Source organism: Leptolyngbya sp. FACHB-8 (genome assembly GCF_014695575.1).
GTDB lineage: Bacteria > Cyanobacteriota > Cyanobacteriia > Elainellales > Elainellaceae > Vacuolonema.
The window spans coordinates 96,961-110,526 of sequence record NZ_JACJOO010000095.1 but is presented as its reverse complement, the minus strand read 5'-3'; the positions used below and the strand labels follow the sequence as shown (position 1 = coordinate 110,526).

The following is a 13,566-nucleotide window of genomic DNA, read 5'->3' as shown; positions in this document are numbered from 1 at the left end:
TACCCCTTTCAAACAGCGCCCTGTTAGGTAAGCAAAGCACTCGGTAGAAGGCGTAGATTCATAGAACAACCTGCCCTATGAAACCTCAGTTCGGGATAAGCTGAAGTGCCCATTTTGGTGTGCGCAAAGCGCACGCCAAAATGAGCGTTTTCGAGTGCTGCGCGTTGCGCGGCACTCGAAAACGCCCTTAACCCGAACTCAGGTTACCTAACAAAATACGTTAGTCTTAACACTCCTAAACTGGCTGAAAAGATTGTTTTTTGTACACAAAATACCCAAAACAATCAATACTCAAGACTTAAAAATAAGGTGATCTAGCTCAGCATAATCCGGCAAAGTTGTATCGATGGAAATACCATTGCGCAGAACTATGCGATCGCTCTGCGGCCTCGACAACAACTCACTAAAATACCGAGCCTTAAACACAACCAAATCTGCCGGCAACCCTACACCAATTCGCCCCACCTCTGGCAGCCCCATTAAATCAGCAGGCGTCATCGTCACCGTCCGGCACCAATCCCCATAGGGCATGTCAAAGTGAGCAATACGGCTCGACTCTCGAAACACTTCCACCATGTCGTGATCGCCATAGGCATGGAACGCATCACGGCAATTATCATTTGCCACCGCCACCGGTACCCCTGCCTGCTTCAGCTCATGCAGTAGCGTCACCCCGCGCCAACGAGGCGTACGTGACGGCATATCGCGAAAATAAGCCAGGAAATTGCCTGATAGATTCTGAAGTAATTGCTTTGAGGCTTCCTGATTGCGATCCTGCAGAAATATATTGCACATCGGCAAACTCACTACCCCAATGTTTGCCCCTTTAACATCCGCAATTACCGCCTCTGCTTTTTCTGAAGTTTGGAGAGACAAACTACAGCAATGCCCACATACAATCTGCCCCGAAAAAGCATGACGCTGAGCCACTTTAGCCACTTCATGGAGGGCATCTGAAGCCGGATCGGGACTTTCATCCACATGAAAATCCAGGTCCAAGCCACGCTCATGAGCCAAATCAAAGACCCGCTCAACTTGAGCTTCTAAATCTGGATTGGGAAAAGCAACCCCGGCCAAAACCCCACCGGATTCGGCCACTAAATCCGCTAGTGCTTCGCCATCCGGTGTGAGGAAGTAATCCAGAGTCACCAAAGATGCTGCTTGGAGATGAATACGATCGCTCCACTCCTTCTGCAATTGCCGAAACACCGCAAAGCTAACCTCACCTTGGGGGGCAATCGCATCCAAATGGGTACGCAGAGCGCGAGTACCGTGCGCATAGGCACACCGTAGCCCAAACTCCATACGCTGATAGAGATCCTCAAAATTCCAGTGGGCTAAGCGATCGCTCTGGATCGTCGTTAATGCATCATCGAAGTGCCCCGTGGGATTGGGCGATCGCTCCCAGGTATGGCCCTTGTCTAGATGAGTATGTAAATCTGCAAAACAAGGAAACACCAGACGGTGCTGCAAATCGATAATAGTACCCTCTGTCGGAAGCTCTACACTGGATGGTTGAATTTGCTGAATGCACCCATTTCGAATTTCCAAATCCACCAGGGCCAACCCCTCCTGGGTTTGGGAACTCAGAGACTGCACTAGTAGTGCTACAGGCACATGGGCACGGTGCAGCCAGTAGTGGCCAGTCTCAGGAATTTCGATCATCTCGCATCCTCACTTCGGTCAACGAACAGCTTTATAAACGGGTTAATTTTGCAGGAAAACGACACCTCAGCAAAATTAACCCGTTTACAGAAAAATCAACAAGTCCTTAGTTTTCGCGTTTAATAGCGCTCTCATGCCAGTGCTGCAACCAGTAATCCGATAGCAGAGTTAGTACTACAAAGATCAAAACACCCAGGACAGTTGTGAGAAGCAAAGCCGCGAACATTTTAGGAATTTGCAAGTTAAAGCTGGCCATCAAAATCTGGTAAGCGATGCCGGAGCGTGTTCCCCCTGTTCCAGCCACAAACTCAGCGACAACCGCCCCAATAAGAGCCAATCCACCACTAATACGCAAACCACCCAGGAAGTAAGGTAACGCATTCGGCAATCGCAGATAAAGCAGGGTCTGCCAGCGATTGGCATTGTATAACTGAAACAAGTTCAACAAGTTGTGATCGGCACTGTTGAGCCCCAAAGTCGTATTTGAAAGGATGGGGAAAAACGCAACAATCCAGGCACAAATGACTAAAGACACAAAGGTGGCCTGCTCGCCCTGCACAATCTGCCGGACCCAGAGAATGATCAGAGGAGCGATCGCCGCGATCGGCGTCGTCTGCAGAATCACCGCATAGGGAAAAAAGCTGCGCTCAATCCACTTACTCTGAGTAAATAGGATAGCGATCGCCAACCCCGATACGACTGCCAGAAGAAATGCTACAACAGTGACCTGAAGCGTAATCAACAGGGCCGGGAACAACGTGCCCCAATCTTGCACCAGGGATTTCAGTACCAGGGAAGGGCCTGGCAAAATATAAGGCGGTGTTTTGGTCACCTGTACCCCAATTTCCCAAAGCAGGAGAATTGCAACTCCAACAATCAAGGGTGGCACGACATCGGATGAAACCAGCGCTCGCAACGAGAACTTACCTGAGGGTTGAGAACCCTCAGAGGAATCAGGTTCAGGCCAGAGCTTGCTGAAGTAGTTCGTCATAGGGGCGGCCAAACAACAAAAATACAGGCAACAAACAGGTATCCAACGCCAAAAAGCTGCAATTTTAAGTATTGGATATCAAGCTCTTAAAGATCGCTTTTTGAAACGTCGAAGACGCCTCAAAAAATTCTTTGCCAATCTGTTAAGGTCTTAAATCTATCAAATTCGCATAGTGAGAGCCTGGGAGGGACGCCCCTCCAGTAGACTGAGCCGCCTGGGAGAGATAGCCCGAGATTTGGCGACAGTAGTCGTTGAACATTGGTGACATGCGAAACGCCTCAGTACGGGGATGCGGTGCATCAATGGGTACTTCCGCAACCACCCGCCCCGGACGAGATGCCATCACAACAACTCGATTTGAGAGGTAAACCGCTTCGTAGATGTTGTGAGTCACAAACACCACCGTCCACCGCTTCTGATGCCAAAGGTTAAGCAGGTCTGTATTAAGGCGGCTGCGCGTCATCTCGTCCAGAGCCCCGAAGGGCTCGTCCATCAACAACAGATCGGGGTGGGTTACAAGGGCACGGGCGATGGAGACTCGCATTCTCATACCCCCCGAGAGCTCTCGGGGATAGGCATGTTCGAAGCCTTGAAGGTCAACGAGGGCGATCGCCTCTGCCACTGCTGCCTGCGCGACAGCTTTAGGAACCTTGGCCAACTTCAAAGGCAACCGCACATTATCCTGCACAGTAGCCCAGGGCATCAATGCGGCTTCTTGAAAGACATAAGCGAGTTTGCGTTTGGAGGACTCTCCCCAATCCAGACGCCCCGTATTCATCTGACCTAGCCCCGCAATCAGACGGAGTACTGTGCTTTTACCACACCCCGACGGCCCCAATAAACTGACAAATTCACCATTCCGAACTGCCAAGTTCAAGTTCTGAAGGGCAACTGTCCCATTGGAATACACCTTACTGACATCCGCCAGGGTAAATGCAGATTCGGAACTCATAACGTCAATACTCCGATGGCTGAGCCAGGCACAGACAATCCTAACGTTCCCTAACTTTTATAGTAGTCAGCACCTTTATTCACAAATTCCAGCGTGTAAGCCTTGGTGTAATCGGTATCTGCCTTAAAGAGCCCTTCTGACGACATGGTATCGAAAAAGTCTTTCCATCGGGCATCTGTCATGGCACCAATACCCATAGATTGCGCATCGCCAGAATCTACAATGCCATACTCCTTTATCTTCTCAATGCCGTAGGCAAGCTGCTCGTCAGTCATCTCGGGGTTATCCCGTTTAATCAGAGCATTTGCCGGGGCCGGATCACCATACAAGTAGCTGTACCACCCTTTAATCGACGCATCCACAAACCGCTGCACCAGATCAGGGTTTTGCTCCGTCAATTCCCGCTTACACTCAATGGTCGTGGAGTAGGGACTATATCCAGCATCAGCCAGCAAAAAGACAACGGGCTCAAACCCACCTTCCTTCGAAATCTTGAGAGGTTCAGAACTGAGATAGCCCTGCTGAGCCGAGTTCTTATCAGCCAGAAAAGGTCCAGAATTGAAGTTGTAGGGCCGTTTCATGTCATCTGTAAAGCCAAATTTAGCTCTCAGGAAGGGCCAGTAGGTTGCATTGGCTGCAGCAGAAATAAAGATGGGTCGCCCTTTCAAATCCTCCAGGGTACTGGCGCTACCAGGATGCACCATCAGGACTTGAGGATCCTTCTGGAATAGAGCGGCTACGGTGACGGTAGGAATATTTTCTTCCACAGATTTGATCGCCTGGGATGCGTATCCCATGAAAAAATCAATAGCTCCTCCCGTCAACAATTGCACACCATTCACCTGAGGGCCGCCCATTTGAATTGTCACATCCAAACCGGAATCTTTATAAATGCCCGTTGCCACGGCTTGATAGAAGCCACCGTGTTCAGCTTGAGCGTACCAGTTGGTGCCATAAACGACCTTGGTTAATCCGGAGGAAGCAGCCGGTGAAGCACTACCCGACGGTGACGCTGCTGGATCTGTAGGAGTACGTGATGAGGTACAGGCCGTCACCAGACCCGTTCCTAGAGTCATGGCACCATACTGTAAGAAGCGACGGCGTTTGATGCTTCCTAATCCCTGCTGAAAATGGCGTTGATCGCCCATGGTTGATTCTCCTGAATCCCTCTATAGCTAAACAATTGATAATGAGCCGCTCAAAAAATGGGTCACACTTGCCGCCGTAATTTTATTAGACCCTGTTCAAGAAGTCTTTGAAAAGACTAACGATTTCGTGCCTTGAAGAACGAAATCTAGAGTTCAAACAAGGTTTGAAGACGACTATCCCGTATTGTGATATGCAGTTCAAAAAATATTGTCGGAGAGGATACGGAACTTGAGGGGAATTAGAACAGGCGGCCGAGGCAGGTACACTGAATGACTTCGTATTTTCCGTGATTCTTCTGATTTTCGCGGTCCTTCACTTAGCCTTTGATCCGTCTTTCTCCTACCTCTGCTTCACTTCATCTCAGGTTTGTTGCAGCGGCCCACAACCCACTCCATGACTTGATGACCTAGCCGTAACCCGCTGAGGCGATCAATCTCGCGAATCCCTGTGGGGCTTGTGACATTGACTTCAGTGAGGTAGCCACCAATGATGTCGATACCCACAAAAAAGAGGCCGTCTCGCTTGAGAGTAGGAGCGAGCTGGTTACAGATGTCGCGATCGCGCTCTGTCACGTCCACTCCTGCCACGCGGCCCCCCACGGCCATGTTGCCCCGAAAGTCACCCCCCGAAGGAATACGGTTCACTGCACCCAGGGGTTCCCCGTCTAATAAAATCACTCGCTTGTCGCCATCTTTAGCGGCAGGTAAATAGGTTTGCACCATGATGGGATATTGACCCTGCTGGGTGCTAATTTCGACCAGGGAGTTGAAGTTGCGATCGCTCGCCTCTACAAACAAAATCCCTTCGCCGCCTTTACCTCCTAAAGGTTTCAGCACAGCGGCCCCATGTTTCTCTATAAACTCACGAATTACGGCTTTTTCTGTCGCGACGATAGTGGTGGGAATCGCCTCGGTAAATTGCAACGCGTACATCTTCTCGTTGGCCAGCCGCAAACCATTAGGGCTATTGACCACCAAAGTTTTTGTGGGATCAACGTAGTCAAGAATGTAGGTGGCATAGAGGTAGGGCACATTCACGGGCGGATCGGTGCGCATGAAGATGGCATCCATCTCGTCGAGGTAGCGAAAATGGCGATCGCCCACTTCAAACCAGGGGTTCGCCGCCACCCAACGTCCCTCTACCAAATCCACCGGCACCAACTGGACGGGCTGCATCGAAGCTGCTGCCCGTCCATCCAGTACACTCAACCGCCCAATCTCGGTAATCCAAATTTCATGGCCCAATTGTTGAGCCGCTTCCATCAGAGCGACGCTCGTATCATGCCCCGGGTCCAATTTCTGGATGGGGTCAATGATGAATAGGAACTTCATGGCATCGTCTCCGATACGTCTGCTAAGCCTTTTCCAAAATACCGCGCATCACCTAGCATATGTTGATCTTGCAGAAGGATGCCCACGCAAGATCAACGTCAGAGCTTGATGCATTTTTGCCGGTTGCCGCGAGTAAAATTTCTCACAACTAACAAAAATGCATATCCCCCTTCGAGATCGAATGAGGTACGAGAGGAGGGTGGGACAAAGTCCCACCCTCCTCTCGTACCTCATTCGATCCGAAAAGGCTGTAAGTTCTATGAGTATTAAGATGGGTATCTGCGAAATATCAACGTTCATCAATCGATCATGGAAACTGTCCCGGATTTTACTTCATCCGCTATTCTCCGTATTTTGGATGCCAATCTCGACCGCGCCCGCGAGGGTGTTCGCATCATCGAGGAATGGTGCCGCTTTGGGCTGAATGACGCCCAGTTGACGGAGGAGTGCAAGCAAATCCGGCAGGAGCTGGGTCGCTGGCATACCCCCGAAATTCGTGCTGCCCGGGATACACCTGGTGATCCTGGAACAGAGCTGAGCCATCCTCAAGAAGAACATCGCAGCGGTCTCACCCAGGTGCTGGTGGTCAACTTCAGCCGAGTTCAGGAAGCACTGCGGGTGTTGGAGGAGTACGGGAAAGTAGGGCATGGAGAATTAGCAAGTTCCGCTAAGCAGTTGCGCTACCGCACCTATACGTTGGAATCGCAGTTGGTGGGGCAACAGCGGTTGCAGAAATTGCGGCGATCGCCCCTCTACCTCGTCACCTCCCCCGTCGAAAATATTTTCGCTACCGTAGAGGCCGCACTTCGGGGCGGCCTGACATTGGTGCAGTATCGTGACAAAGAACGGGACGACGAGAGCCGCTACCATGTTGCCAGCAAGCTCTGCCAGATCTGCCATCAATACAACGCCCTGTTCATTGTGAACGACCGGGTAGATCTCGCTCTGGCTGTGGATGCCGATGGTGTACATTTGGGCCAACAGGATATGCCCGTTGCCTTTGCCCGCAGACTCCTGGGGCCAGAACGGATTTTGGGCCGTTCGACCACGAACCCTGACGAAATGCACCGTGCCCTTGACGAAGGGGCCGACTATATCGGCGTTGGCCCCGTCTATGAAACTCCAACTAAAGCGGGGAAAGCTGCCGCAGGGTTAGACTATATCCGCTACGCTGCCGAGAATTCTCCAGTACCATGGTTTGCGATCGGCGGCATTAACACTGAGAACGTAACCGCCGTAATTGGAGCCGGAGCCCAACGAGTATCAGTCGTGCGGGCTATCATGGAAGCACCGGATCCAACCCTGGCAACGCAGTTTTTCATAGCGCAGTTAGCCCGGCATGGACGGTAAGGCACAAGACAACCAGTAAAAGTAAATGGCTTGGGTCATCCACTCAGAGATTACAGAAGAATTAAACTTGTGCAGAGGGCTTGATTAAAGACGCTATTCTATTACAGTGAGAGCGATCGGAAAGACTATGACTCCAGAAATAAAGCAAAAGATTGACGAGATCGTTAGTAGCAACAAGATCGTTGTGTTTATGAAGGGAACTCGCCTGATGCCTATGTGCGGGTTCTCCAATAATGTGGTGCAGATCCTAAACGTTTTGGGTGTGCCCTATGAGACCGTAAACGTGTTGGATGACGAGAGCATCCGTCAGAGCATTAAAGAGTACTCCAGTTGGCCTACCATTCCTCAGGTATACGTTAATGGAGAATTTATTGGAGGTTCTGACATTCTGATCGAGTTGTATCAGAAGGGCGAACTTCAACAAATGGTAGAAGTGGCATTAGCCTCCTGATACCCATAAAGGGGGGCGTGGCACAATGTGCTACGCCCCCCTTTAGTTTGTCAATTTTCAGGATGTAAGGGTTTTTGCCCCTACCTCTAATAGCAAGTCAAGTTAAATACTTATGATGAAAAGTATTTAACCCGACATGATAAAAACTGAATACAACAAAAGGGGTCACTTCTTTGGAAACGGGAAGTGCCCCTTTAACATGCCACAGCAATATTCATCGAAATATTTCGGAAACAATCACTCTGATCTGGGTTGGAGGCCGACCCCCAACAAGTAACGTCCCTCGGGGGAATATGTTAGTAGTAATCAGGCTCAGACTGGGTTTGAACCATCTCGAAGTTCGAGGGGTCGTAAAGGTATCGGAGCGTTTCTTCTTCTAGACGATGGATCAGGTAAGGCTCGATCGTGTTGGCATGGCGGAGGGCCGCTAGATACCCTTCTAGATAAAGCCTCAGGTCATCAAACCGGTATCCCCGGTTCCACTGCTCATGGAGAGCATCGGTAATCCGCTGGTAGTAACGGATTGTCTGGGCGTCTTGCAGCATAGACTTAGTTAAACGTGGACCTTAGCTACGAAACGTGCAGTTATCTTTCATTAGCAAGCATCTCACGCAATTCTTTGAACAGAGAACCTGTAACAAAATATTGGGCTACGATGATTTGCTATTCCTATTCTACCCTTAACCCACCGGTACAGCTTGTCTCTCCGGGGGAGGTGTTCAAAATTAAATAAATCCCTCAGAATTACGGATCGGGGAGTCTGAGCCGTATTCGTTTTTACAAGTGCAGAATATTGCAGCTATTTCGAGGGTTGTGGCCCTGTAGCTTCTCCAGCAGTGCCTATTCAAAGGCATTCATGCTGTGTGTGGGGTACTTCATACACTACACACAGCATGAATGCGTAAGCCTTAAACCAATATTTTGGGGGAAGGATGAGGGAGGCGCTAAGAATCTTCCCCCATCTTTCGCCCTAATAAAATATTTATCGGTCTACAGTTAAAGCGTGGATCTCTACAGGATTTTGAACTGGGATTCCCACATTTTCTTGAGGTATACCCTTCAGCGAATCCAGGGTGGGTAACGCTAGTTACAAAACCTTGACAAGTGCTCTGTTAAGTTAACCATACTGATTCGAACAGGAATCGGGTACTGTGACTTCATTTGCAATTCAAATTGTTGAAGGAAATCCGCATTTGCGATCGCTCCTAGGCTGGCATTTGCAGCAGGTCGGTTGCACAGTGCATCAGGCGGCCAATTTACAGCAGGCGCGGGACATTTTTCAGGTACGCCAACCCCGATTGGTTGTGCTTGACCTGGATTTGCCCGATGGGGATGGGCTGGAGTTTTGCCGCTGGCTGCACCAGCACTATCAACCCCTGGTGCTGATTTTGTCGGCTCGGGTGTCAGAGGCAGATGTTGTAGCCGGGTTACGAGCTGGGGCAGACGATTACTTAACGAAACCGTTTGGAATGCAGGAGTTTCTTGCCCGCATCGAAGCTCTGACTCGCCGGAGCCGTGCTGCGGCTATTCCGGTCTGTTTAGATTATGGGGATCTCAAGATCGATCTGATCCAGCGGCGGGTATTGCTGAAGGAGAACACAGTCGATCTGACTCCTCAAGAATTTAGCCTGCTCTATGTATTGGCACAGGCATCTGGGTCACCGCTCAGCCGCTCGGAGCTACTGCGGAAAGCTTGGCCAGACGAAATTGATAACCACCGCACGGTGGATACCCATATCCTCTCGCTTCGCAAAAAAATTGAGGTCGATCCCCGGCAGCCGAATCTGATTCAGACGGTGCGTAATGTTGGGTATCGCTTCAATATGGATCTTACGAGTGCTTCATCGAGCTCAACACCATCCAGTAACGGCAGTCATGAGCGCAATAATGGTTCAGCAACGCGTTCCTATTCTCAGATAGGACCACGGCGTTAGTGATTTACGTATTGAGTGCTTGATGACTTGAGTTCACCTATGTTTGGTGGTGTGGAGTGCTTCGCACTCCACACCACCAAACATAGGTGAACTTAAACCAGGAACATTTTCAAATTGAAAATATTAGGACTGACGCAAGTCCACTATGGGGTGTGCTTCGTACACCCCACACAACAAGAATGCGTAAGTCCTGAATATCGTAGCTCTTAAAATTTTAGCTGTGACAATAAAAACGCGAGTTAGGACTTCGTCCGGTAGGATGAATGACGATGAGCCGTTTCATCTGTTCACTTCTAGGGGGGCGGTCATGAAAATTTCGATTGTGACCTCAGGATTTCTTCCCGTCATTGATGGGGTAACTGTCACGGTGGCTGAACGCATCAAGCGCCTGAGTACTCTCGGACATTCAGTACAAGTGTTATGTCCTGATTATCAGGCGATCGCCACCGTATACCCCAACTGGCAAGACTATGTAGGAAATCTATTGCCCGGAGTACAGGTGGTTAGCCTTCCGAGCGAACCCTTTATGGGGGTGGAGTTTGAGCGTAACATTAGTGGGAAGGCAGGTTCGGCCCTTGAGGCAGCTATCCAATCTTTTCAGCCCGATATTATTCATGTCGATGAACCCGATCGTATCTTTTTGGGATTGGGCAGCATTCCAGCCGTGAAGTTGGCGAAGCGCGATCGCATTCCCTGTGTGAGTTTTTACCACACGAATTTTCTAGAGTACATGGAGGATTTTTTGCCATTGCCCACAGGGGCGATCGATCCCCTCCGCTGGCTTGCCAAACACTTCATTACCCGCCGAGTTTATAACGCCTACGACGCTACTCTGGTAGCAAGCCCGACAACCTTGCATAAGGTCCAGCACTGGGGATTGCATAATGCCGTGTATGGGCCATTTCTGGGCGTAGACCCGGTAGCCTTCGGCAAAGTGATGCAGGAAAGTAACTTTTGGCAGACCCACTATGGTCTACCAGATCTATCCAACTCCCTCAAGCTTTTATTTTTGGGCCGGTTGACTCCCGACAAGGGCTGGGGCTTTTTGTTGAAGGCACTGTCAGGTTGGGAGCCGCAAGGAGCATCAACGCGGAAGCTGGCCGTTATTATTGCTGGGGATGGAGAATTAAAGCAGAAGATTGGCGATCGCCTTCAACAATCAGGAATCGCCGTCTATTTTCTGGGACGGGTTCCCCCAGAACAGGTACCGGCCTTATTAGCCCATAGTGATATCCATGTCAGTGCTTCCCGCAAAGAAACCTGGGGGCTAACCGCCTTAGAAGCCTCCGCCGCTGGCATTCCCGTACTGGCTCCCCGAGCAGGTGGCTTTATTGACAGTGTGCAGGATGAAAAGACGGGATTGCTTTTCGAACCAGAAAATTCCAAGAATTTCTTGACTAAGCTTCAGCGCTTAGCAGACGATCCAGCACTCCGTCATGCTCTCGGGCAGCAGGGACGGCACTATGCCAACGAGCTGAACTGGGATCGTGCGGTGGATGCCCTGGTACAGTTTTGGCAAAGCCGTATTGACGCCTACGCAACTTCTCGACCATGATGCAACCCGATTGGAGCCACCCCCTTGATCCTCAAACCCTGGCGGAGGGGCAGGTTCATATTTGGCGGGCCTATTGTGTGCGATCGCCCGAGTTTCTAAACCAGACCAAATTATGGCTCTCCGCTGATGAGCTACAACGGGCAGCCCGGTTTCGGTTTGAGAGAGATCGCGATCGCTTCATCACCGGACGAGGCTTTCTGAGACAGATTCTCGGGGCCTACCTGAACCGACCTCCTGAAAGTCTGCAATTTGACTACGGCAAATATGGCAAACCCAGTTTAGTCAATGCCTCAGGTATCCAGTTCAATCTGACCCACTCCGAGGATTGGGCGTTGTATGCGATCGCCCTCATCCCCGTCGGCATCGACCTGGAAGCGATGCGCCCGGTGCCTCAAATGGAAAGCATCGTACAACGCTATTTTTCGCCCCAAGAGCAAAAAACATTTTCAGCCCTTCCTGAGCGGGATCAAGCCCTTGCCTTCTTCCGAGCCTGGACATGCAAAGAAGCCTACCTTAAGGCAACGGGACATGGACTGACTCTCCCACTCAACCAAATTGATGTGGAATTAACTCCGAATAAGCTACCCAAATTCCACCAATTGCCAGATGGTCAACGTCCTTCTCACTGGCCTCTCTGGAGCTTCAACATCTCCTCCCAATTACAAGCAGCTGTTACCGTGCAGTCCAAAGCCGGAAAGTTACCAGCCTTGGCTTTTGGAGAGTGGTCGGAACGATGAAGCAGGACGTTTAGTTTTGAAAAGCCATACGGAGCGCGGCTTTCCAAAAACTAAGAATCAAGCTTAATTGATGTCGTTGTATTCAACCTCAGTTTGGGATAAGCTGCAGTGCTCATTTTGGCGTGCACTATGTGCACGCCAAAATGAGCGTTTTCGAGTGCCGCGCAACGCGCGGCACTCGAAAACGCCCTTAACCCGAACTCAGGTTATTCAAGACTGTACCAGGGTTCTAAGCTTCCAGCACCTGGCAAACAAATCCTTTCAAGTAAAAACTTTCGGGGAAAGACAGCAGGATAGGATGGTCTGCTGCCTGGGCCAAGCGTCGAATAATTTGGGCTTCTCGATGAGCATCCAATGCCGCATCTGCAACGATTTTCTGAAACAAGTCAATGGGCATTAGCCCAGAGCAGGAAAACGTGAATAGCAAACCGCCGGGTCGCAGCAGCAAAAATGCCAGACGGTTAATGTCCTTATACCCCCGGGCTGCGCGGTTGAGGCTGGCCTGAGATTCTACGAATTTTGGGGGGTCGAGGATAATCATGTCAAATTGCCGCCGCTCCTGGTGAAACTGGCGCAACACCTGAAACACATCCCCTTCCTGATGGGTGTAGCGATCGCGCTCAATCCCATTCAACTCATGGTTCTTCTCTGACAAAGCCAGAGCTGCCGCCGATGCATCAAGATTCAACACATGGGATGCTCCTCCGGCCAGGGCTGCAACGGAGAACCCCCCTGTGTAAGAAAAGCAATTTAAGACGTTACAGCCCGCTGCGGATTGCATGGCGATCGCCCGGTTCTCTCGCTGGTCAAGATAAAACCCGGTTTTGTGCCCCTGTCGGACATCTACCCAATACTGCCCATTGCCCTCCTGGATCGCTAGCAATTCAGACGGTTCTTTTCCGGCCAGCAATCCTGAGCGCAAAGGCAAACGCTCCTTACCGCGAACATCTACATCCGAGCGCTCGTAAATATCCAATCCTGGTAGGAGAGTTTGCAACTGCTCCACTAGAGTTGAACGCCAATATTCTGCTCCGGTTGCCAGAAATTGACAGACGAGTGTATCGCCATAACGATCCACAATAACCCCAGGTAACCCATCACTTTCAGCGGCAACCAGGCGGCAAGCAGTATGGCTTTCATTCAACAGGCGAGTCGTGCGGTAAGCGATCGCCCGCTTCAACCGATGAGCCATCCACTCAGCATCCACCGTTTCCGACGGATCAAACGTCCACATGCGCACGCGAATCTGGGAGCGGGGGGAATAGCTGCCCCAGCCTAAAGGACTTCCATCCTGAGCTGTTACCGCCACCGTCTCTCCAAACTGAGGGTCGCCACTGACACGGGCGATCGCCCCTTCAAAAATCCAGGGATGGCGCCGCCGCAGAGACTTCTCTCGCCCCGGTTTAAGGGCGATCGCAGGCACAGATTCCTTTACCATGGGTCAAACCTAT

At 50.7% G+C, this 13,566-nt stretch carries 12 protein-coding genes; 5 read left to right on the top strand and 7 right to left on the bottom strand.

Annotated elements, in window-relative coordinates; all coding sequences use genetic code 11:
* Positions 1 to 291: 291 nt before the first annotated feature.
* The 5 genes from H6F91_RS27160 to gshB all read right to left on the bottom strand — a co-directional run bounded on the left by H6F91_RS27160 (position 292) and on the right by gshB (position 6,088).
* The gene (locus H6F91_RS27160; RefSeq protein ID WP_190774067.1) at positions 292 to 1,665 is read right to left on the bottom strand and encodes a cytosine deaminase; all 1,374 of its coding nucleotides are present in this window, start codon (positions 1,663 to 1,665) and stop codon (positions 292 to 294) included.
* 106 nt (positions 1,666 to 1,771) lie between these two features.
* Positions 1,772 to 2,656 (bottom strand): ABC transporter permease, encoded by an 885-nt coding sequence (locus tag H6F91_RS27155; RefSeq protein WP_190774066.1) that lies wholly within the window; start codon positions 2,654 to 2,656, stop codon positions 1,772 to 1,774.
* 142 nt (positions 2,657 to 2,798) lie between these two features.
* A complete protein-coding gene (locus tag H6F91_RS27150; protein ID WP_190774065.1) occupies positions 2,799 to 3,608 on the bottom strand; it encodes an ABC transporter ATP-binding protein in 810 nt (269 codons plus the stop codon).
* 50 nt (positions 3,609 to 3,658) lie between these two features.
* Positions 3,659 to 4,756: an ABC transporter substrate-binding protein gene (locus H6F91_RS27145; protein WP_190774064.1), complete on the bottom strand. Its 1,098-nt coding sequence runs from the start codon at positions 4,754 to 4,756 to the stop codon at positions 3,659 to 3,661.
* A gap of 351 nt (positions 4,757 to 5,107) precedes the next feature.
* A complete protein-coding gene (gshB, locus tag H6F91_RS27140; RefSeq protein WP_190774063.1) occupies positions 5,108 to 6,088 on the bottom strand; it encodes a glutathione synthase in 981 nt (326 codons plus the stop codon).
* Between the two features lie 309 nt (positions 6,089 to 6,397).
* On the opposite strand from gshB, the gene H6F91_RS27135 reads away from it, so the two are divergent.
* Together H6F91_RS27135 and grxD are read left to right on the top strand one after the other, a co-directional pair.
* Positions 6,398 to 7,438 carry a thiamine phosphate synthase gene (locus H6F91_RS27135; RefSeq protein ID WP_190774062.1) on the top strand — a complete coding sequence of 347 codons (1,041 nt, stop codon included), beginning with the start codon at positions 6,398 to 6,400 and terminating at the stop codon, positions 7,436 to 7,438.
* A gap of 127 nt (positions 7,439 to 7,565) precedes the next feature.
* The gene (gene grxD / locus H6F91_RS27130; RefSeq protein ID WP_190774061.1) at positions 7,566 to 7,889 is read left to right on the top strand and encodes a Grx4 family monothiol glutaredoxin; all 324 of its coding nucleotides are present in this window, start codon (positions 7,566 to 7,568) and stop codon (positions 7,887 to 7,889) included.
* A gap of 296 nt (positions 7,890 to 8,185) precedes the next feature.
* Here grxD and H6F91_RS27125 read toward each other — a convergent pair whose 3' ends face one another.
* Positions 8,186 to 8,434, bottom strand: a complete 249-nt coding sequence (locus tag H6F91_RS27125) for a DUF6761 family protein (RefSeq protein WP_190774060.1) — start codon at positions 8,432 to 8,434, stop codon at positions 8,186 to 8,188.
* A 606-nt stretch (positions 8,435 to 9,040) separates the two neighbouring features.
* On the opposite strand from H6F91_RS27125, the gene H6F91_RS27120 reads away from it, so the two are divergent.
* The 3 genes from H6F91_RS27120 to H6F91_RS27110 all read left to right on the top strand — a co-directional run bounded on the left by H6F91_RS27120 (position 9,041) and on the right by H6F91_RS27110 (position 12,115).
* Positions 9,041 to 9,823: a response regulator gene (locus tag H6F91_RS27120; protein ID WP_190774059.1), complete on the top strand. Its 783-nt coding sequence runs from the start codon at positions 9,041 to 9,043 to the stop codon at positions 9,821 to 9,823.
* Between the two features lie 307 nt (positions 9,824 to 10,130).
* Entirely contained in the window at positions 10,131 to 11,378 is a 1,248-nt protein-coding gene (locus H6F91_RS27115) for a glycosyltransferase (RefSeq protein ID WP_190789575.1), read from the top strand.
* On the top strand, positions 11,375 to 12,115 hold the full coding sequence (locus H6F91_RS27110; protein ID WP_190774057.1) for a 4'-phosphopantetheinyl transferase superfamily protein: 741 nt from the start codon (positions 11,375 to 11,377) through the stop codon (positions 12,113 to 12,115). Before H6F91_RS27115 ends, H6F91_RS27110 begins: the two co-directional genes overlap by 4 nt.
* A gap of 229 nt (positions 12,116 to 12,344) precedes the next feature.
* Here H6F91_RS27110 and H6F91_RS27105 read toward each other — a convergent pair whose 3' ends face one another.
* The gene (locus tag H6F91_RS27105) at positions 12,345 to 13,553 is read right to left on the bottom strand and encodes a class I SAM-dependent methyltransferase (protein ID WP_190774056.1); all 1,209 of its coding nucleotides are present in this window, start codon (positions 13,551 to 13,553) and stop codon (positions 12,345 to 12,347) included.
* Positions 13,554 to 13,566 lie beyond the last annotated feature (13 nt).

What these genes read in the sequence shown, in the direction of transcription:
- H6F91_RS27160 (WP_190774067.1), bottom strand. Translation starts at nt 1,665, where the DNA reads ATGATCGAAATTCCTGAGACTGGCCACTACTGGCTGCACCGTGCCCAT.
- H6F91_RS27155 (WP_190774066.1), bottom strand. Translation starts at nt 2,656, where the DNA reads ATGACGAACTACTTCAGCAAGCTCTGGCCTGAACCTGATTCCTCTGAG.
- H6F91_RS27150 (WP_190774065.1), bottom strand. Translation starts at nt 3,608, where the DNA reads ATGAGTTCCGAATCTGCATTTACCCTGGCGGATGTCAGTAAGGTGTAT.
- H6F91_RS27145 (WP_190774064.1), bottom strand. Translation starts at nt 4,756, where the DNA reads ATGGGCGATCAACGCCATTTTCAGCAGGGATTAGGAAGCATCAAACGC.
- gshB (WP_190774063.1), bottom strand. Translation starts at nt 6,088, where the DNA reads ATGAAGTTCCTATTCATCATTGACCCCATCCAGAAATTGGACCCGGGG.
- H6F91_RS27135 (WP_190774062.1), top strand. Translation starts at nt 6,398, where the DNA reads ATGGAAACTGTCCCGGATTTTACTTCATCCGCTATTCTCCGTATTTTG.
- grxD (WP_190774061.1), top strand. Translation starts at nt 7,566, where the DNA reads ATGACTCCAGAAATAAAGCAAAAGATTGACGAGATCGTTAGTAGCAAC.
- H6F91_RS27125 (WP_190774060.1), bottom strand. Translation starts at nt 8,434, where the DNA reads ATGCTGCAAGACGCCCAGACAATCCGTTACTACCAGCGGATTACCGAT.
- H6F91_RS27115 (WP_190789575.1), top strand. Translation starts at nt 10,131, where the DNA reads ATGAAAATTTCGATTGTGACCTCAGGATTTCTTCCCGTCATTGATGGG.
- H6F91_RS27110 (WP_190774057.1), top strand. Translation starts at nt 11,375, where the DNA reads ATGATGCAACCCGATTGGAGCCACCCCCTTGATCCTCAAACCCTGGCG.
- H6F91_RS27105 (WP_190774056.1), bottom strand. Translation starts at nt 13,553, where the DNA reads ATGGTAAAGGAATCTGTGCCTGCGATCGCCCTTAAACCGGGGCGAGAG.